The sequence below is a fragment of the Bhargavaea cecembensis genome (assembly GCF_001619585.1).
In the GTDB taxonomy this organism is placed as follows: Bacteria; Bacillota; Bacilli; order Bacillales_A; family Planococcaceae; genus Bhargavaea; species Bhargavaea cecembensis_A.
This window is the reverse complement of sequence record NZ_LQNT01000012.1, coordinates 30,649-47,719: the sequence shown is the minus strand read 5'-3', so window position 1 is coordinate 47,719 and position 17,071 is coordinate 30,649. Positions and strand designations below refer to the sequence as shown.

Sequence of the window (17,071 nt, the reverse complement as noted above, 5' to 3'; positions counted from 1 at the left end):
CCTCTTTCTCATGCCATTATACCTTATCGCACCGGCTGCCTCAAGAAAACTCCGGTTTTTGAAACACGCGGTCAGTCGCGGTCATACGGCCCGAGAATTTCGAGTGCCTCTTCCGTAATCGAGGTATCGACTGCCTTGTCGAAATCAATCTCTCCGGAGATGGCGCCGGCCGCCTTATAGTGTTCGTACTGCTCGCGGATGTTGTCGACGAACATCTTCCCGTCAGGATCAAGGCCGGTCACCTGCACTTGCTCCCACATTTCCGGATCCTTCAGCGCGGTGTGCTTCACCATGATATCGATGATCTCATCCTTGCCTTCATCCTTCTGGAACGCGTCGTTATAATCACGCAGTCCCTTCAGGTAAGCGAGCATGAACCTGAGCGAGATATCCTTTTCCTGGGTCATGAACTGAGGAGAGCCGAGCACCATGGCCACCTGGGTGTCCGGAGCGAACTCGGTCGCGTCACGGAAGCGCTCGTGCATGCCCTGAAGGACGCCCTGTGCAATAAGCGGCTCGATGCTGAGTGCCATGTCAACGGTGCCGTTGTCGACCGCTCCGAGCATGCTTCCGAAGTCGGCAATCAGGACGAACTCCACTTCTTCCTCAGTAAAGCCGGCGTGCTCGATCAGCTTATCAAAGAAGTAGCTGTCGATCGAGTTGCGTGACGAGACGGCGATCTTCTTGCCCTGAATATCGGCGTATTCCTCGATGCCGCTATCCACACCTTTGACGAATGTAAAGTACGACTCCCCCGGTACGTTATGGCCTTTGTCTGCGATGATCCGGACGTCGATGCCCTGGGCAATCGCGTTGAAGAACGATGCGGTCGAAACGCCGCCCGCGATGTCAACCTCGCCCGCTGCGACCGCAGGAAGCATCTCGTCACTGTTGGCGAACTGGGCAAACTCCACATCGATGTTGTAATCCTCGAAATAACCTTTTTCCTTCGCGATATAGAAACCGGCACCCGACGCTGCACCGTCTTCTGCAATCGTGACCGTCACACGCTCTTCAAGCGGCGCCAAATCCCCGGACGGGTGCTCGCCTTCCGGCGGATCCGCAGTTTCCTTCGGCGGCGCCGGCTCTTTCTGTGTGCATCCCGCCAGAAGCAGGAAAGCTGCCGCAGCAGCGGCGAAACCTGCTTTAAATCGATGTTTTCCCATGCTGATCCCCCATCTCCCTGTCTTTTCCCGCCAGGCCGGAATGCCGGCCTGGCGATTCCCTTGAGTCAGTCACCTTGTTCACGTACGAACGCAGAAAAATCGGCATTCACCCTCTCGACCGTTGCACTTCATCCTGGAGATGCTTAAGTACCCGGACGAACTGCTCCGCGACATCCGGGTCGGCCCTGATGGCCTCCATCATCCTCGGCCTCGGCGCCGCCACACGGATCTCTTCGGAAATCCTTCCTGGCTGGGCGCTCATGAGCAGGATCCTGTCGGACAAGAGGAGCGCTTCATCGATGCTGTGCGTGATGAACAGCACCGTCTTCCTCGTCTCCGCCCAGATCTGCAGCAGCTCTTCCTGGAGGATGAACTTGTTCTGCTCATCGAGAGCGGCGAACGGTTCATCCATGAGGAGGATTTCCGGATCGTTTGCAAAAGCGCGGGCGATGCCGACCCTCTGCTTCATTCCTCCGGACAGTTCCTTCGGGAAGCGGTCCGCAAACGCCATCAGCCCGGTCTTTGCCAGATAATAGTCGGTCCGCTCCTTCACGACCTTCTTCGGAAGCTTCCGCATTTCAAGGCCGAATGCGACATTGTCGCGGACGGTGAGCCACGGGATGACCCCCCGCTCCTGGAACACCATCGACTGGAGCGGCCGGTCCTCCTTTTCACGTGCAATCTCGTATGTGCCTGCACTCGGCTGCTCGAGGTCCGCCAAAATGCGGAGAAGGGTCGTCTTGCCGCAGCCGCTCGGGCCTACCAGACAGACAAACTCCCCGTCAAGGATGTCGAGTGTGACGTTGTCGAGCGCAGTGATGCTTTCGCCTTTCTGGTAGAACACCTTCGTCAGGTTGCGGATGCGGATCTTCACGTCGTCCTTCATCCCGTCACCTCCACCTCAGGATTTTCCTCTGGAGCCCGCGCAGCAGGAGCGAGAACAGATAGCCGAAGAATGAGATTAGGATAAGTCCGACATACATCTCCTGCAGGAGGAACGCCTTGTAGGAAGTCCAGATCAGGAACCCGATCCCCGATACCGAACCCATCATCTCCGCCGCAACAATCGTCAGCAGGGCAATTGCCTGACCCATCTGGATCCCTTCCAGCATGACCGGAAGCGCACCCGGGAAGGCTATCTTGAGAAAATAGTCTTTTGAATCGGCCCCATAGTTTTTCGCGAGGTCCATGTGGATCGGGTCAATGTTCATCACGCCCGCTGCCGTATTGATGACGACCGGGAAAAACACGCTTCCCGCGATGGTCACAATCTTCGAAAAATCGCCGATGCCGAACAGGATGATGATGATCGGCAAGAGTGCCAAAGTCGGAATCGGCATGATCGCCATGACGATCGGCTGGACAAAATGCCGGATTGGCGAGTAGAGCCCCATGAGGAGCCCGATGATCACACCCGGGATGACCCCCAGCAGGAAGCCGCCGAAAATCCGGTAGAGCGAGACCCCGATATGCGTGAGCAGTTCCCCGCTCGCCGCCAGATTCCAGAACGTTTCAAGGATCGCCGTCGGCGGAGGGAAGAACCTCGGATCTAGGACAGCCGTCCGGGAAAGGATTTCCCACAATAGCAGCATGAAGATTGGGGAGGAGACGGTGAGCAGTTGCTTCATCCGTTCCTTCATCTGCCGTTTTTTCCATTCGGCCCGTTCGACCGCGACCGGATTATGGTCCAATGCCATACGCCTTCACCCCTTCCCGTACAGGATATGAGCCCGCCCGGGCGGATGTCTGGGCACCAAAAAGCCCGCCTCATTTATTGAGGCGGGCAAAAGGTTGTCCGGCTGTACATATAGGCGGACGGCCTTTTCGGAGCCGGCTGCGCAGGCCCCTTCAAGTCCAGATTAGCCAGATGAGGAATCCTGTGATGAAGAAGGCGTCGGCAATTGCCAAAAACATGCCGAGATCGCGCTTCCGCTTCCTTTTCCATACCGACGTCTTCTGCCGGGGCATGCTGTTATGCAGGCTCACGGCAAAAAGCGATGCCGACAGGACCGTGACCAATGGGTTGCCGGTCACAATTGGCGCCAGCATATAAAACAGCCACCTGCGGCTGAAGTTAAATGCAAGCGACAGAGTCAGCAACGGAAGGCTGTCCTGCTTGATGGCAAGATCCTCACCGGGCGAAAGCTCGGCAATGCCCCTGGCTTCTTCAGGCTGATCGTGAAGATAGCCAAGATTGATCCACAGGACCACCAGGCAATAGACCATAATCATGAACTCATCGAAGATACCGGCCATTTCACTCATCTCCACTCTTTCCCAGAAGATTTGCATCTCCCTGCGGATGAATGTTTCGGCGCGGAACAAAACCGCGTCTGTCCCTATCATGGCCGCCGGGAAGGTCTCTTAGACTCTATACCCGGATTATTCTTCCACTTATCCCCGGAACATGAGATAGGACGCGACGATATAGCCGATGATGATGAGAATGGACGGCACCATATAAGAGGCATGGGAAACGGTCTTCTTCCTGGCAAGTGCAACCAGGATGATGACTGAGAGTACCATGACGACAAGTGCAGTGATCTGATGGGACGGGTCAGCGACGGAAAGCACAGGTCCCTCCCGGTAGAACAGATCGGACAGGAAAATGATGAGGATGTTGAACATGTTGCTCCCGAGAATCGAACCGAGGGCAAGGTTGACGTTCTTGGCCCGGAGAGCCACAAAGACCGAGACGGCTTCCGGTAGAGAAGTGGTCGCAGCGATCAGGAAGCTGCCGACAAAACTGGATCCGAGGCCGGTGATGACCGCGATTCTGTCGCCCATAATCGACAGGACGGTGCCGGCCCCCATGATCAGCAGGGCCGCTAGGGAAAAGCCGATCACCGCGCGGCGGACGGTGATGCCGTCGTCTTCATCAGATACAACAGTTTCGTCAGGTTCCGTTACAGAAGGCGCTGCAGCTCCGCTTTTGGAAACACGCCCGACGACGCTTATTCCGATGGCGTACAGCACAACGAGAAGAATCGAGTCCAGCCCGACACCGAACACTTCCCACTCGGGGCGGAACAAAAGTGACAGATAGGTCACCGCCATGAGAACCAGACCGGTTCCTGCCGTGTATAGATGGTTGCGGCCTGCGAGTTCCAGAAGGTGGTGTCTTCGGTAGGCCAGGTCGAAACAGGCAAAGATGAAAAGGTTGAACATATTGGATCCGACAACGTTTCCGATTGCAATATCAGGGTTGTCGATCAGTACCGCCGAGACGCTCGTCGTCACTTCGGGAAGCGATGTGGCCCCTGCGAGAAGGAGCGTTCCGACGAGGAGGCCGCCCATCGCGGTCTTCGTGCTGAGCACATCCGCGTAATTGGAAAGCTTGATGGCTGCGAACACCGTGACAGCGGCGGCGAGTATAAACCAGACAAATGCCATTTACTCTTCGTCCCTTTCATTACACACTTCATCTCCTGCGATATCTGAGAGAAGCGCATTCAGATTGCGCTCAAACCGGTAATCCGCTTCCGGCTTGCGTTTTTTGGGCCCCTTCATGCGGCCGCCCGCTTCCCGCACTTTCTTTGAGACATAGCGGCTCATGAGCAGGCTGTCGATATTGTCTTCCGTGTACATTCGGCCGTTCTGGTCAATCGGCCGTCCGGCTTTGGCGAGCACCATGGCGGCAAGGCCGTAGTCCTGTGTCACGACGATGTCCCCGGGGCTCACCCGGTTCACAAGAAGAAAATCCACTGCATCGGCACCTTTTGAGACGATGACCGTCTCCGCGCCTTCCCGGTGCATCTCATGTGCGGTATCACAAAGCAAGGTGACCGGGATGCCATGCTTCCTCGCCGTACGGATCGTTTCATCGACGACCGGGCAACCGTCCGCGTCTACCAGAACTTTCATCGGCGGTCCTCCGTTCCCCGTGCAAGCCCGGTAATCCGTCGGATGACGGATTCCGTATCATCCGGCAGGCGTACCGTGAACAGATGGTCCGCCTCATCTTCTGCCGGAGCGGCAACCGGAAAGGCAGCTTTCTGCCGGTCGAGCAGTTCATCGAAGGTCAGGCTGACCCTGAAGATCTTCGTGCTCCGGCCGCTTTCCCTGATGCGGATCCGAAGATGGTCCTCCGGAATATTGAAGAAAACGAGTACCGTTGTGAAGCCATGTCTCCTGTAGTAGTCCAGCCACTCAAGACGTGCTTCCTGACCAAGATTCGAATTGGAGATGATGAGATGGAGGCCAGTATGGCGGACGGCGTGGTCGACCAATGTCTGCGTAAGGGCATATTTGATCGTGTTTGGCCCCTTGACGGGCAGCAGTTCCGGATAATGCCTATTGAGAAATTCCGCCTGAAGATCCTGGTCGACCACCATGGATCGGGGCAATGCTTCTGCAAGCCGGTTTGCAAATGTGGTCTTCCCGCTATGTGTCTTCCCCACTGTCATGATGGCCAATCGCATGCCGGCCGCCTCCTTTCTGAATAATTTCAAGATAGCACACCGGACCGGCGGAATCATTACGGAACCCCGGCCTGATGCGGTATAATGGCTGTATGATGAATCTGACCCAGGAACAGAAGCGTCAATTGAATAGTTACAGCATCTACATAGGTGAACCTGCACACCCCCTCTTTACCCTAAAAACACTGAGATCCGACCCGGAGAGTGCATTGCCGCTTGTATGTGCAGTAAGCGGTGCGGACAACCCTGCAGTCGCGGCCTCCTACTTCAGCAGGCGGGTCGGCATGTTCACGGCGATGCAACTGTACACACTGATCGTATATGAAGAGGTCTGGAAAGGGCCGGATGATGCTCTGCAGTTCGGTGCAGTCGAAGAATATGGCAAGCTCTCCGTCAGCATGTTCCTGACAGGCGGCGGCTATGTCATGGTTGACGGGGCAGAACGCCAGGAATTGATCCGGAATCTCCTGCAGTCCTATACAAAAGAGGTGTCAGATGCGCTGCGGATGGTCTCGGCCGCTCCGTCCCTCACTCACTGGGAGAATATGTTCGGATTCCTGCTGTACCACCTGCATGTCCTGCTGTCTGATCCATGGACAGCGGAAGAGGCCGAGGCCATCATGGAGATCCTGAAAGATGACCGGACTTGGGAGGGCCTTGCAAAGGAATCCCTCTTCGCCAAGTATCTCCGGGGCTCGAGTCCGTCACTCCTCCTTAATACGACCGTGCGGACCACTTGCTGCCACTCCAAGGACGTGCCGGGCCTCATGCAGTGCGGGTACTGCCCTCTGAAGAGATAGTCAAAATCAGGTTGATTGCATAACAAAGGAGCTGCGGGGGGATTCTCCATCCCTGCAGCTCCTCTTTTATTTATCCGAATATCCTCGCAAAAAAACCTTTTTTCGGTTCTTCCGCCGGAGCCGTCTCAAGGCTTGCCTGCTTTTCCCGGTCTTCCTCAATCTGCAGCAAGACTTCGTCCAGCACTTTCTTCATAAGCTGGACTTCCTGCTTCAGCGACTGATTTTCCTTGATGACGGTGTCGGCCTGTTCCTTCGAGATTGCCGGTGTTTCGGGAAGGGTTTTGCTCAACGCTTCACTTGTGCGCGCGGGAAGATCCTTGTTCAGCTCCACGATCATCTCCCTGACTTCACGGATCTCCTTCATGTCCTCTTCCTGTTTGGCCGTGTTCTCGACAAGTGCCTGGTGGATCCGGTCATTTCCTTCCACCTGACTTTTCGCCATCGTCATCAGCAGCTCTTTCAGCTGCTCATTGGCCTGCTCCTGCTTCTCGAGTTTCTTCAGCAGGTTGATGAATGTCTCCGGAGTGGCCGGAATGTTTTCCTGGCGCTCAACGACCAGGCCGCCGAACCGGTCCAGCAGGACATCTTCCACTTCCCGATAGTCGGTCCGCTTCATGCCCTTTTCGCGCTGGGCGTTAATGACTTCCTGAATGGTCCTGATCCGTTCAATCTGTTCGTCGTTGTACATGCGGCCGTGGACGAAATCCTGCTCCACGTCCCCGATGAGGCCGCGGTCTTCCCAGTTGCGCAGTGTATGAGATTCAATGCCGAATTCCTTCGTAACATCTCCTATGTATTTAACCATGGGTCCTCCTCTTTCCGGTTATTTGCTTATGTTAGCCGTTCTCCATCTCCCATTGTAGCACGGAACCAAGCTAATGTTAGGGGTGAATCATCCTAATGTTAGACTGACAGTGCCGAAGATTCATGCATATGTAAAAAGGACGGTAACGGAGCGAATCCGTTGCCGTCCTTTGAGAGTTCTTATTCGACAGGGCCGTTCCAGTCCCCCATGCCCGGTGCCACACGGATAAGGTTCTTGTGTCCGAGTGTTTCGAGCGTGTCGCACGCCATGCCCGCACGGCCGCCGGAGCGGCACATGATGTAGACTTCTCCCTGTGCAGGGATTTCATCCGCACGCTGGTCAATCTGGCCGAGCGGGATGTTTTTTGCGCCAGGCGCATGGCCTGCAGCGAACTCATCCGGTTCACGGACGTCGATCAGTGTGACCGGCCCTTTATCTGCGATTTCGATGTATTCTTCATTCGTAATGGTTTTCAACTGGGATTCCTCCTTGTCAGATGCCTGTTCTCCGCCTTTGCGGACATAGTGCTTTAATACGTCGCCTTCTTCTACGAGTTCCAGATATTCGTGTCCCGTGTTCTTTGCCCACATGGGTATATCTGCGATTGATCCGCGGTCGGTCACCACCAATTCCAGTATGTCTCCGGCCGATAGCTCCTCAATCGCTTTTTTCGTCCGGACAACCGGCATCGGGCACGCGAGCCCTTTTGCATCCAATGTCCTTGTCATGTTTTCCATTTCTGCATTCCCTCCTGAACGTTCAATGAATCTTTACCTGTCATCCTTCAATCAGAATGTGAGTGTGATGTCCGCATCTTTCGCGTAGCCAAGGAACGTCACGGCCCCGCCGACTTCTGTTCCGTCCGCGAAATCTACTTTCTTGAGGCCCATGACGTCCATCGTCATCTGACAGGCGATGAATTTGACGCCCAGTTCCTGCGCCATGCCGACAAGTTCTCCGATCGATGGGACGTTCGCATTCGCGAATCCTTCTGCAAAATGCTCCTTGCCTTCCGGCATCGGAAGCTGCTTCATGCCTTCCTGATGAATCAGGTTCAGACCTTCGAACGTGAAGAAAATCTCGACTTCCCCGTCCGTTGCCGCTGCTGCGGTTGCGATGTTGAATACTTTGTAGGCGTCGAACATACCGCCGTTTGCTGCGATGATCGCTACTTTCATTGATGTTCCTCCTTATATACATGTACCCGTATGGGTATTTTTCAGTTCAAAAAAATATCTACTTAAAGCATCTGCATGAACAGGTCTCGCCATATGTTGATGGCGGTCGCTGCGATGAGAATCGCAAGAATCCCCTTGAGAACCTTTGTGTTCATCTTCTGGCCGGCCTTTGCTCCGAGCGGTGCGGCAATGAGGCTTGCCACGATCATGATGACCGCAGGCCAAAGCAAAACCTGGCCGGTGAACACCTTGCCGGCAGTCGAGCCGATCGATGAGATGAACGTGATGGCAAGCGATGTCGCGATGGTCATCCGAGTCGGGATGTTCAGCACCGTCAGCATGATCGGCACGAGCAGGAACGAACCGGCCGCACCGACGATGCCTGCCCCGATTCCCACAATAAACGCGAGCCCCGCCGCCAGTGGAATTGAAAACGAAACGTCTTCCGTTGGCATATCCGGCACTTCCTTTTTCGGAATAAACATCATAACAGCGGCAATGGCAGCCAAAATACCGTAGACAACGTTCACCGCAATTTCACTCATTCCGGAGGAACCGAATCCTCCGATGAAGCTTCCGGCCAGAATGGCCGCACCCATCACAATGATGAGCTTTTTATGGAGATATCCGCCGCTTCGGTAGGCCCAGACCCCGCCGATGGTCGCGAAGATCACCTGTACCGCGCTGATGCCGGCAACTTCATGGGCTGTGAATGCCGCAAAGCCAAGCATCGGCGGAATATAGAGAAGCATCGGGTATTTGATAATCGACCCGCCGATTCCGACCATGCCGGATACGAATGAACCGGCAAACCCGATCGCGAACAGGGCCAGGATGAACGGCACTGTCAGTTCCGCGCCGCTCACCCGTTATAGGCTCCCATGCCGCCGCGCACATTCACGACGGTCTCAAAACCGTGCTTCTTGAGAACACGTGCTGCCTGCGCGCTCCGCATACCGCTCTGGCAGATCACAACGGTCTCTTTGGACTTGTCCAGAGAATCTGCCTTTGACGGCAATGTGTTCAACGGGATATTTTTAAATTCCTTGATATGGCGGGCTTTGTATTCCGCAGGGGTCCGGACATCGACAAACTGCACCGACTTGTCGCCGAGCTTGTCCTTCAGCCCTGCTGCATCGATGGTCCGCACGCCCTTCGCCGGCATCATCCGCCAGGCGAAAAATGCGACGATGATCAAGATAACGATCCATTCCATTTAATTGACTTCCTTTCGCAGCCCTTCAGCGACGATCAGTTCGATTTGACGAGCAGGTCGATCGCTTCCTGGACCTTTTCGCTTGTGTCCTCACCTGATTCAATACTTTCACGTACACAGGCTTCGAGGTTCGTACTGACGACCACGCCGACGGTCCGGTCGATGGCACTCTTGATCGCCCGGAGCTGCATGACGACATCCCGGCAGTCCCGGCCTTCCTCCATCATCTGGAGGACACCCTTTACCTGTCCTTCCACACGCCGCATCCGGTTTTTGACTTTCTGATCGTATTCCATCTGCTGTTCTCCTTTCCGGACCGTCCAGCCCGGGCGGTCGGGTTTTATTTCACTGTATCATATCCCTTTCCTTCGTACGCACCGAATCCGCCTTCCATGTGGGAGACTTTATCGAAACCGCGTGCCTTCAGGATGCTGGACGCGATCGCGGAACGTGCACCGCTCTGACAGTGAACAAGCAATTCCTTATCATGCGGCAGCTCCTCGTCCCAGAGATGACCGAGGAAGTGATGGGCAGCCTCGGACAGATGTCCGCTTTCCCATTCGGAATCGTTCCGGACGTCCAGGACATACGTATTCTTCTTTTTCTTCGCTTCCACGAACTCTTCGACGGTCAATGTTTCGTACGAATCCGTCTCAGCTGCGGAAACTGCGGTTTCCGGACGGGCAAATGCAAGGATCCGGTCCAGGTGGATCGATTCGAGCGCTTCACGGATTTCCTCTTCCTTGCCTTCTTCGGCAATGATGAGGAGATGCTGGTCGTATCCGATCAGCCAGCCCGCCCAGTTGGTGAACGATTTATTGAAAGGAATATTGATGGAGCCTTTAACAAGCGCTTTTTCGGCTTCTTTTGCAAGGCGTGTATCCAGTACGAGTGTGCCGCCGTGTTCACGGAGCCGGTTGAATTCCGATGCATCCTCAATTACCCGGATGTCTTCCCTGTTCAGAAGCTCCGGGCCTTCCTTGTTCACTTTCTTCATCATTGCAAAATACTTCGGTGCTTCCGGCTGGCCGTCAAGCAGCTGCTTCACAAACTCTTCACGGTCGTTTTCCTTCATCGCCCAGTTAAACTGCTTTTCATAGCCGACTGTCGTAAGGGGAACCGCTCCGAGCGATTTTCCGCATGCGGAACCTGCGCCGTGGCCCGGCCAGACGATCATATGGTCAGGGAGCTTCTTGAACTTCTGTACCGAATCGAACATCTGAACAGCACCTTTTTCTGCGGTGTCTGCGATGCCTGCCGCTTTCTCGAGCAGGTCCGGACGGCCGATGTCCCCGACAAATACGAAGTCACCCGTGAAAATGCCCATCGGTTCTGTCGCGCCGCCCCCGCGGTCCGTCAGGAGATAAGAGACGCTCTCCGGCGTATGGCCCGGTGTGTGCATCACTTTAAAGTCGATATTTCCAACAGAGAACGTATCCCCGTCCTTCAGAAGAACAGCATCAAGCCCATCTGTATATTGGTAAGTCCAGTCTTCTCCGCCTTTACCCGGCAGATACAGCTTGGCTCCAAGGTCTTCTGCCAGCTGACGGGCACCGGAAGTGAAGTCTGCATGGATATGGGTTTCGGCGGCAGCCGTGATGTTCAGGCCCTCTTCTCGGGCGCGCGCACGGATGGCCTCCGAATGCCTTGGCGGATCGATGACAATGGCTTCACCTGTACGCTGGCAGCCCACAAGGTAGGCGTATTGTGCGAGACGTTCGTCAAAAAATGATTGGAAAAACACTCTGCTATCATTCCTTTCGACTTTTTATACCCTAATGGGTATTTATAATATACTCCCATGGGTATATTCCGTCAATACGAATGCTTACCGGTACCGCCAGGCCCTCTATTCCTCTGGGCACGCCGGCTAAAAGTAAAAGCCCCGCCGGATACCCGGCGGGGCAGTTGGCTCAATTATTTCTCGCCGTCCACAAACTTCCCGTGGTCCGGAACAGCCTTTTCCCTGAAGTGCTCGGCGAGCGCAGCCAGTTCATTCTGCAAATACTCTCCAGTAGCCGGGACACCGTGTCCGGTTATGGCTGCCTGCGGCTGCAGCTGGGCAAGGGTCTTCACCGATTGCTCGGCCGATTCCCAGTCAGGGGTCAGATAGACCGGAGGGCCGCTGACCTCGAGCTCCTGGGTCATCACTTTGTACAGAGAGTCCTGTTTCACCGTGACAAATGCATCGCCCGCGATCAGCGATCCGTCAGACTCCCGGAACAGTGATACGTGACCCTCTGTATGGCCCGGTGTATGAATCCACCGCCAGCCCGTCATATGCGGCACCGTTCCGTCTGATGGCAATTCACGGGCCCGGGAGCCGATATCAATCGCCTCATGCGGGAACATTTTGGACATCTTCGCTACCAGGCCGCCTTCTACGGTCACATCCGGGTCCGGATAGTCCCGTTTGCCCGTAATGTACGGAAGCTCAAGCTGGTGTGCATAGACCGGCACATCCCAGATTTCGAGCAAATCGATCAGGCCGCCGATATGGTCAAAATGGGCATGTGTCAGGATGATTGCCTTTGGCGGGTTGTTGTCACCAAAACGGGCGCCCGCGGCCTCCATGATCTTACCGCCGGATTTTGGCATGCCCGCATCAATCAGTACCCATTCATTTCCGATACCCGGTTTTCCGTAGAAAATGACATTCACAACCTGGTTCGTATAGCTGTACAGGTCTTCTCCGAGCGGGATGCCGTCCCCGCTGTTCACGGACGTCACCGGCTGAAACCTCTCGGTCGATGAACTTCTCTCCATATCCATGAATGATCCCTCCTGTAATGACATCACCTAATTCATTCCCGTTATCAGGCAAACTAATCTAGCGGGATCGGTACGCCCGGATGGCGAGCTTAACTGAAACGTAAAATGAAACCGCCGCGGCCCCGTACATGACACCCATAAATATACCCGCGGGCAAATCTCCTCTGTGACTGAAAAATATGGAGATCAACAGGCCGATCAGAGTTGCCAGTGTCGGCACGAACGCCGGTGGAATCGGCAATGTTTTTTTCAGCAACTGTGTGGCTATAAGCACCAATGGAACGGCGACAAAAACATCCCAGACGTTCGTGCTGATTTGCGGAAACTCCGTCATGTCCGGACTCCTCCCTGATTCTGCATTCTTGCTCAGTATGGGCGGATGCCTTTCAGGTTAGACGTCAAGAAAGCTTGCTTCAGTTATTGGTAAAAATAAAAGGCACACGCAACCCAAATACAAAAGGTTAACTCAACAGAAACATGAATACATAGCTGCCAAATCCTGCAAGAGAAATCATGAAGCCCAGGGCGAGTTCTTTGCTGGACCACTTTTCTCCCTCATCCGCTTCCTCCACCCACTTTACAGCGTCCGCCTCTATTCCAGAGTTGTCCATCTGCTCGATTCTCTTCATCATTTTTTTGCCCCGTTCCTCCAGCGCAAATGTGAACAGCAGAATCGGCACGAGCAAAATGGCCATTCCGATCAATTGCATTTGTTCTGCTCTCCTCATCCACAGAAAAGTGTTTATCACAGAACTAATTGTTCCTTTCAGCGGCCTTTTCTATACTAAAATCGCTCGTATGATGCTTTACATTAAAAAAGAACTTCCATGAATTGATATGGAAGTTCTTGAACGGAGTTCTCTTGGCGGATGATTCGTATTCTGATGTTAGTGGAAAGGTTTTCAGACAAAAGACTGCAGATCAGGAGACAGTGAGAGCACTGTCCGATCTGCAGTCCGATTGATCCGATCAGGCCATTATTGCACAGCCGGAAGCAGCCGTGCAGAGGCAAGCCGGTTCCGGACCATGACGCCGAGGATAGCCGCTGCCACAGCCTTGATGCTGTCCGTGACGATAAACGGAAGCATGCCGCCGGCAAATGCACCAGTCCAGGAAAGGTTCCCCATGAACTTCAGCCACGCGGTGCCAATCACGAGAATCATCAGTGCCCCGATGATATTTGCTGCAACGACAGCCGGCGTGCGGAAACCGCCCTTTTCCGAAATCCATCCGATGATGAATGCCACCGGTATATAGCTCAGGATATAGCCGCCGGTCGGCCCGAGCAAAATGCCGAGACCCGATTTCATCCCCGCAAACACCGGAACACCGATTGCGCCGATCAGTACGTAGAGTGCTGCCGCAAGTGTTCCATAGCGTTTTCCGAGAATTGTTGCGGCCAGCGCCAGCGCCAATGTCTGTGCGGTGAATGGCACCGGCGGAATCGGGATGATGATTTGCGCCCCGATCCCCATAATTGCTGCAAACAAGGCAGCCATGATCATCATTTTCAGTCGTTCGTTCCCCATTTTCCCCATCCCCCAATTGGTTAACTCATTTAATCTTTTAGTTTACTAAATCCATCATATATAATGAGAAGATATTCAGTCAACCGGTTTTGGAGGAGGAGTTAACATTGATTATTCATGGACACGAAATACATGGCGCGGTCATCGATGAAGAGACCCGGTGCCTCCATTACCATGGAGAAACCGACCGGATTGCAATCAAGTTTTTCTGCTGCGAAAAATGGTTTCCCTGCCATGCCTGCCACTCGGAATCCGGTTGCGGCGGGCATGCAGTCTGGCCGGAGGACCGATTTTCCGAGAAAGCCGTCCTCTGCGGCGCCTGCGGTCATGAGCTGACGGTGGCAGAATACCTGGATGGAGACTCTGCTTGCCCTTCCTGCGTCGTTGCCTTCAATCCTGGCTGCAGGCTCCATCGCCATCTGTACTTCGGAGGTTGACATACAAAAGCCCGCGGATTTCACCGCGGGCTTTCCTCTGCCTATTCCTCCGCCACATCGCTGGTAGCAACTTCGCGGATATTCGTTCGCTCTTTGTAAAAGTTCTTGACGATCGACTTCCCGACCGCATAAATCGGAACTCCAAGGAGCACGCCGACGAATCCGGCGATGTTCCCTGCGGCCAAGACGACCGTGATGACGGTGAGCGGGTGGATATCAAGCGTTTTGCCCATGATGTTCGGTGTAATGAAGGTGCTCTCAACCTGCTGGGCCACAATCATGATGATGCTGACCCCGATCACGAGCTTCGGATCCTGGATGAGCGCAATCAGAATTGCCGGCACCACCGAAATCCAAGGCCCGATAAACGGAATGAGGTTCATGAAGAGACCGAAGATCGCCAGGATCAGCGCATACTCCAGGCCGATAATGAGATAGCCGATTAGCAGCATGATGCCGACACAGAGGCTGACGAGCATCTGGCCCTGAACATAGTTCGAAATGGTCCTGTTGACATCTTCCAATGTCTTAATGACAAAAGCTTTCTTATCCCCTGTAAAAAATCGGGACACGAACGGAATGAACCGCTCATGGTCCTTCAGCATGTAGATGAGGAAGAACGGGGCAAGGACAAGCATGAAGATTGTCTGGAAAAAGCCCGTGATAAAGTTGACCATGCCCCCGCCGAGGTTCACGGCAATTTCATTCACCCGGTCCTGCGCTGTTTCAATCGCATTTTCCATGAAATCCGGAAGTTCATCCCGCCGGTCCAGCCAGTAGCTGACGTTCTCCTGGACATCTTCGGTAATCTGAGGAAGATTGTTGGTGAAAGAATTGACCTGTTTCGTGATCATCGGACCGATCATGGCGGAAAGGCCCCAGAACACGCCGATGAGCAACACGAATACGCTGAGGATGCTTGCCCATCGAGGGAAGTTGCGCTTTTCCAGATAGCGCTGCACGGGCTCCGTCAGATAAAACAGCAGGCCACCCACGAGTAGCGGAAGGAAAATCGTCCTCAAAATGATGCCGATCGGTGCGAACAGGCCTTTGATATCCATGAAGAATTGAATGATGAGCAGTGCGAGGAGAATGCCGACTCCCGCCTGGAACCAGAGTTTCTTAGTCATAGGGACCCCTTTGCTATATTGGTTTCTACCAATCTTATTCCCAGTATAACCGATTCCATGCACAAATCGCATTCCCCGTCCCATTTCTTGCGGAATCATTCAGCCTTTTGAACACAAAAATAAACCGCTCCGGGTTTCGGAGCGGTTCGGGTCAGGCGCCTGCCTGCAGGATGATGCGGTTTCCGGATGGATCTGCGGTTACGGTTTTTCCGCTGTCTTCGCTGACTTCCGCACCGATCGCACGGAGCTGTTCCGCGGCTTTCTCTACGGCTGTGCTGTCCGGGAAGACAAGTGTATAGGCCTTGAGGCCGGCACTGTCTTCTTCTTGCGCCGGAATGCCCTCGCCGTTCCAGATGTTCAGTCCGAGATGGTGGTGATAGCGTGCCGTGGACATGAAGAGTGCGCCCGGGTAGTTTGTCGCGATCTCAAACCCGAGCCCTTCGCGGTAAAAGCGTTCTGTTTCGTCGAGGTCCGAAACATGCAGATGGACATGTCCCATGAGGGTTTCTTCAGGCAGGCCGTTCCATGTGCGTCCCGCTTCCTGTGCGGAGCTAACAACCCCATCTCCGTCCAGCGCGACGGTGGCCATTTCGACCTGGCCATCATTCCAGTTCCATTCGTCGGCCGGGCGGTCACGATACACTTCGATGCCGTTGCCTTCCGGGTCGTTCAGATAAAGCGCCTCGCTGACATAATGGTCGCTCGCGCCCAGACGGACACCTTTCTGGATAAAGTGAAGAATGGCTGCGCCCAGGTCTTCACGTGACGGAAGCAGAATCGCGAAGTGATAGAGCCCTGCCCGGTTAGGCTGCTTCGGATGAAGGCCTTCGCGGTTTTCAAGCACAAGAAGCGGCGTCTTGCCGTCAGCCGTTAGTTCAATCCGGCCTTCCGTCTCGCTCAGCACACGGAAACCGATGATGTCTGTATAAAATGCCTTCATGGCCTCCAGATCAAGTACATTCAGGTAAACGGCACCGGTATAGATGGCCGGTGCTTCGTGGAAAGATGTCATTATGATTGTTCCCCTCTCTCAGTTACGAATTGTAACCATCATATCGGATTTCTAAGGTTATTTCAAGTAACTGAATTACTTTCGATTAATTAATTCCTGTGATACAATATTTACAAGGAGTGAATGCCATATGGTACAGCCAGAACTGTGTCCCCGTTTTGAACAGGCTGTCGGCATGCTGAGCCGGCGTTGGAACGCGCTGATCATCTTTTCCCTTCTCGGTGAATCGCAGCGCTTCTGCACGATGACCGAGTCGATCGGCATCAGCAACCGGCTGCTGTCGGAGAGGCTGAAAGAACTGGAAAAAGACGGCATCGTCGAACGGAACGTCTTCCCGGAAACACCAGTCCGCATTGAATATAGTCTGACCGAAAAAGGACGTGCCCTTGCACCGGTCATGCAAGAAATCGAGAAATGGTCCCAGGAGTGGCTGCCCGTCCAGGAAGCGGCCGAAGATGAACAGGAACCTTCTGTCCGCTGATCGGCCAACTGAAGATGATGATCCAGCTGACATCTGCCGAAGCCGGTTAACCTGATCATAACAGGGAAGGCCAAGCGGATGCCGGCTATTTTTGTCGTTCAGACAGGTATTAGCTGATTGGACT

General features: G+C 54.3%; 23 protein-coding genes. 3 read left to right on the top strand and 20 right to left on the bottom strand.

All coding sequences use genetic code 11. The features are described from left to right. Positions 1 to 71: 71 nt before the first annotated feature. From AV656_RS14195 to AV656_RS14165, 7 genes are all read right to left on the bottom strand, one after another. Positions 72 to 1,166: an ABC transporter substrate-binding protein gene (locus tag AV656_RS14195; RefSeq protein WP_063183149.1), complete on the bottom strand. Its 1,095-nt coding sequence runs from the start codon at positions 1,164 to 1,166 to the stop codon at positions 72 to 74. A 106-nt stretch (positions 1,167 to 1,272) separates the two neighbouring features. Beyond that, positions 1,273 to 2,052: an ABC transporter ATP-binding protein gene (locus tag AV656_RS14190; RefSeq protein WP_063183147.1), complete on the bottom strand. Its 780-nt coding sequence runs from the start codon at positions 2,050 to 2,052 to the stop codon at positions 1,273 to 1,275. 4 nt (positions 2,053 to 2,056) lie between these two features. Beyond that, positions 2,057 to 2,863, bottom strand: a complete 807-nt coding sequence (locus AV656_RS14185; protein WP_063183145.1) for an ABC transporter permease — start codon at positions 2,861 to 2,863, stop codon at positions 2,057 to 2,059. A 151-nt stretch (positions 2,864 to 3,014) separates the two neighbouring features. After that, complete coding sequence (locus tag AV656_RS14180) at positions 3,015 to 3,512, bottom strand: hypothetical protein (RefSeq protein WP_063183143.1); 498 nt, start codon at positions 3,510 to 3,512, stop codon at positions 3,015 to 3,017. A 48-nt stretch (positions 3,513 to 3,560) separates the two neighbouring features. Then, positions 3,561 to 4,559 carry a sodium:calcium antiporter gene (locus tag AV656_RS14175; protein WP_063183141.1) on the bottom strand — a complete coding sequence of 333 codons (999 nt, stop codon included), beginning with the start codon at positions 4,557 to 4,559 and terminating at the stop codon, positions 3,561 to 3,563. Beyond that, a complete protein-coding gene (locus tag AV656_RS14170) occupies positions 4,560 to 5,030 on the bottom strand; it encodes a YaiI/YqxD family protein (protein ID WP_063183139.1) in 471 nt (156 codons plus the stop codon). It lies immediately after the preceding gene. Continuing rightward, positions 5,027 to 5,587, bottom strand: a complete 561-nt coding sequence (locus AV656_RS14165) for an ATP-binding protein (RefSeq protein ID WP_063183136.1) — start codon at positions 5,585 to 5,587, stop codon at positions 5,027 to 5,029. Before AV656_RS14165 ends, AV656_RS14170 begins: the two co-directional genes overlap by 4 nt. Positions 5,588 to 5,679: 92 nt before the next feature. On the opposite strand from AV656_RS14165, the gene AV656_RS14160 reads away from it, so the two are divergent. Continuing rightward, on the top strand, positions 5,680 to 6,387 hold the full coding sequence (locus AV656_RS14160) for a hypothetical protein (RefSeq protein ID WP_063183134.1): 708 nt from the start codon (positions 5,680 to 5,682) through the stop codon (positions 6,385 to 6,387). Between the two features lie 70 nt (positions 6,388 to 6,457). Here the strand turns inward: AV656_RS14160 and AV656_RS14155 are convergent, their stop codons facing one another. The 11 genes from AV656_RS14155 to AV656_RS14105 form a co-directional block, all read right to left on the bottom strand. Next, complete coding sequence (locus AV656_RS14155) at positions 6,458 to 7,192, bottom strand: MerR family transcriptional regulator (RefSeq protein ID WP_063183132.1); 735 nt, start codon at positions 7,190 to 7,192, stop codon at positions 6,458 to 6,460. Between the two features lie 179 nt (positions 7,193 to 7,371). Continuing rightward, the gene (locus AV656_RS14150; RefSeq protein ID WP_063183130.1) at positions 7,372 to 7,929 is read right to left on the bottom strand and encodes a sulfurtransferase TusA family protein; all 558 of its coding nucleotides are present in this window, start codon (positions 7,927 to 7,929) and stop codon (positions 7,372 to 7,374) included. Between the two features lie 51 nt (positions 7,930 to 7,980). Beyond that, positions 7,981 to 8,370, bottom strand: a complete 390-nt coding sequence (locus AV656_RS14145; RefSeq protein ID WP_063183129.1) for a DsrE/DsrF/DrsH-like family protein — start codon at positions 8,368 to 8,370, stop codon at positions 7,981 to 7,983. 62 nt (positions 8,371 to 8,432) lie between these two features. Further along, a complete protein-coding gene (locus tag AV656_RS14140) occupies positions 8,433 to 9,236 on the bottom strand; it encodes a sulfite exporter TauE/SafE family protein (protein ID WP_063183128.1) in 804 nt (267 codons plus the stop codon). After that, positions 9,233 to 9,586, bottom strand: coding sequence for a rhodanese-like domain-containing protein (locus tag AV656_RS14135; protein WP_063183127.1), 354 nt, complete (start codon positions 9,584 to 9,586; stop codon positions 9,233 to 9,235). The genes AV656_RS14140 and AV656_RS14135 overlap by 4 nt, the downstream gene beginning before the upstream one ends. A gap of 35 nt (positions 9,587 to 9,621) precedes the next feature. Beyond that, on the bottom strand, positions 9,622 to 9,882 hold the full coding sequence (locus AV656_RS14130) for a metal-sensitive transcriptional regulator (protein ID WP_063183125.1): 261 nt from the start codon (positions 9,880 to 9,882) through the stop codon (positions 9,622 to 9,624). Between the two features lie 44 nt (positions 9,883 to 9,926). Continuing rightward, positions 9,927 to 11,330 (bottom strand): MBL fold metallo-hydrolase, encoded by a 1,404-nt coding sequence (locus AV656_RS14125; RefSeq protein WP_063183123.1) that lies wholly within the window; start codon positions 11,328 to 11,330, stop codon positions 9,927 to 9,929. A gap of 173 nt (positions 11,331 to 11,503) precedes the next feature. Continuing rightward, entirely contained in the window at positions 11,504 to 12,358 is an 855-nt protein-coding gene (locus AV656_RS14120) for an MBL fold metallo-hydrolase (RefSeq protein WP_197462259.1), read from the bottom strand. 58 nt (positions 12,359 to 12,416) lie between these two features. Further along, the gene (locus AV656_RS14115) at positions 12,417 to 12,692 is read right to left on the bottom strand and encodes a hypothetical protein (protein WP_063183121.1); all 276 of its coding nucleotides are present in this window, start codon (positions 12,690 to 12,692) and stop codon (positions 12,417 to 12,419) included. Between the two features lie 127 nt (positions 12,693 to 12,819). Then, on the bottom strand, positions 12,820 to 13,068 hold the full coding sequence (locus tag AV656_RS14110; RefSeq protein ID WP_063183119.1) for a hypothetical protein: 249 nt from the start codon (positions 13,066 to 13,068) through the stop codon (positions 12,820 to 12,822). 267 nt (positions 13,069 to 13,335) lie between these two features. Continuing rightward, positions 13,336 to 13,887: a biotin transporter BioY gene (locus AV656_RS14105; protein ID WP_063183118.1), complete on the bottom strand. Its 552-nt coding sequence runs from the start codon at positions 13,885 to 13,887 to the stop codon at positions 13,336 to 13,338. A gap of 89 nt (positions 13,888 to 13,976) precedes the next feature. On the opposite strand from AV656_RS14105, the gene AV656_RS16220 reads away from it, so the two are divergent. Beyond that, complete coding sequence (locus AV656_RS16220) at positions 13,977 to 14,324, top strand: CHY zinc finger protein (RefSeq protein WP_419865562.1); 348 nt, start codon at positions 13,977 to 13,979, stop codon at positions 14,322 to 14,324. Positions 14,325 to 14,365: 41 nt separating this feature from the next. Here the strand turns inward: AV656_RS16220 and AV656_RS14095 are convergent, their stop codons facing one another. Both AV656_RS14095 and AV656_RS14090 read right to left on the bottom strand, forming a co-directional pair. Beyond that, entirely contained in the window at positions 14,366 to 15,454 is a 1,089-nt protein-coding gene (locus AV656_RS14095) for an AI-2E family transporter (protein ID WP_063183116.1), read from the bottom strand. A 151-nt stretch (positions 15,455 to 15,605) separates the two neighbouring features. Next, entirely contained in the window at positions 15,606 to 16,466 is an 861-nt protein-coding gene (locus AV656_RS14090; RefSeq protein WP_063183114.1) for a VOC family protein, read from the bottom strand. Positions 16,467 to 16,596: 130 nt separating this feature from the next. Between AV656_RS14090 and AV656_RS14085 the strand changes: the two genes are divergently transcribed. Then, entirely contained in the window at positions 16,597 to 16,947 is a 351-nt protein-coding gene (locus AV656_RS14085) for a winged helix-turn-helix transcriptional regulator (RefSeq protein WP_063183112.1), read from the top strand. Positions 16,948 to 17,071: the final 124 nt, after the last annotated feature.

Bases quoted from the DNA above. Each gene is read 5' to 3' on its own strand.
- AV656_RS14195 (WP_063183149.1), bottom strand. From the start codon at position 1,166: ATGGGAAAACATCGATTTAAAGCAGGTTTCGCCGCTGCTGCGGCAGCT.
- AV656_RS14190 (WP_063183147.1), bottom strand. From the start codon at position 2,052: ATGAAGGACGACGTGAAGATCCGCATCCGCAACCTGACGAAGGTGTTC.
- AV656_RS14185 (WP_063183145.1), bottom strand. From the start codon at position 2,863: ATGGCATTGGACCATAATCCGGTCGCGGTCGAACGGGCCGAATGGAAA.
- AV656_RS14180 (WP_063183143.1), bottom strand. From the start codon at position 3,512: ATGATAGGGACAGACGCGGTTTTGTTCCGCGCCGAAACATTCATCCGC.
- AV656_RS14175 (WP_063183141.1), bottom strand. From the start codon at position 4,559: ATGGCATTTGTCTGGTTTATACTCGCCGCCGCTGTCACGGTGTTCGCA.
- AV656_RS14170 (WP_063183139.1), bottom strand. From the start codon at position 5,030: ATGAAAGTTCTGGTAGACGCGGACGGTTGCCCGGTCGTCGATGAAACG.
- AV656_RS14165 (WP_063183136.1), bottom strand. From the start codon at position 5,587: ATGCGATTGGCCATCATGACAGTGGGGAAGACACATAGCGGGAAGACC.
- AV656_RS14160 (WP_063183134.1), top strand. From the start codon at position 5,680: ATGATGAATCTGACCCAGGAACAGAAGCGTCAATTGAATAGTTACAGC.
- AV656_RS14155 (WP_063183132.1), bottom strand. From the start codon at position 7,192: ATGGTTAAATACATAGGAGATGTTACGAAGGAATTCGGCATTGAATCT.
- AV656_RS14150 (WP_063183130.1), bottom strand. From the start codon at position 7,929: ATGGAAAACATGACAAGGACATTGGATGCAAAAGGGCTCGCGTGCCCG.
- AV656_RS14145 (WP_063183129.1), bottom strand. From the start codon at position 8,370: ATGAAAGTAGCGATCATCGCAGCAAACGGCGGTATGTTCGACGCCTAC.
- AV656_RS14135 (WP_063183127.1), bottom strand. From the start codon at position 9,586: ATGGAATGGATCGTTATCTTGATCATCGTCGCATTTTTCGCCTGGCGG.
- AV656_RS14130 (WP_063183125.1), bottom strand. From the start codon at position 9,882: ATGGAATACGATCAGAAAGTCAAAAACCGGATGCGGCGTGTGGAAGGA.
- AV656_RS14120 (WP_197462259.1), bottom strand. From the start codon at position 12,358: ATGGATATGGAGAGAAGTTCATCGACCGAGAGGTTTCAGCCGGTGACG.
- AV656_RS14115 (WP_063183121.1), bottom strand. From the start codon at position 12,692: ATGACGGAGTTTCCGCAAATCAGCACGAACGTCTGGGATGTTTTTGTC.
- AV656_RS14110 (WP_063183119.1), bottom strand. From the start codon at position 13,068: ATGCAATTGATCGGAATGGCCATTTTGCTCGTGCCGATTCTGCTGTTC.
- AV656_RS14105 (WP_063183118.1), bottom strand. From the start codon at position 13,887: ATGGGGAACGAACGACTGAAAATGATGATCATGGCTGCCTTGTTTGCA.
- AV656_RS14095 (WP_063183116.1), bottom strand. From the start codon at position 15,454: ATGACTAAGAAACTCTGGTTCCAGGCGGGAGTCGGCATTCTCCTCGCA.
- AV656_RS14090 (WP_063183114.1), bottom strand. From the start codon at position 16,466: ATGACATCTTTCCACGAAGCACCGGCCATCTATACCGGTGCCGTTTAC.
- AV656_RS14085 (WP_063183112.1), top strand. From the start codon at position 16,597: ATGGTACAGCCAGAACTGTGTCCCCGTTTTGAACAGGCTGTCGGCATG.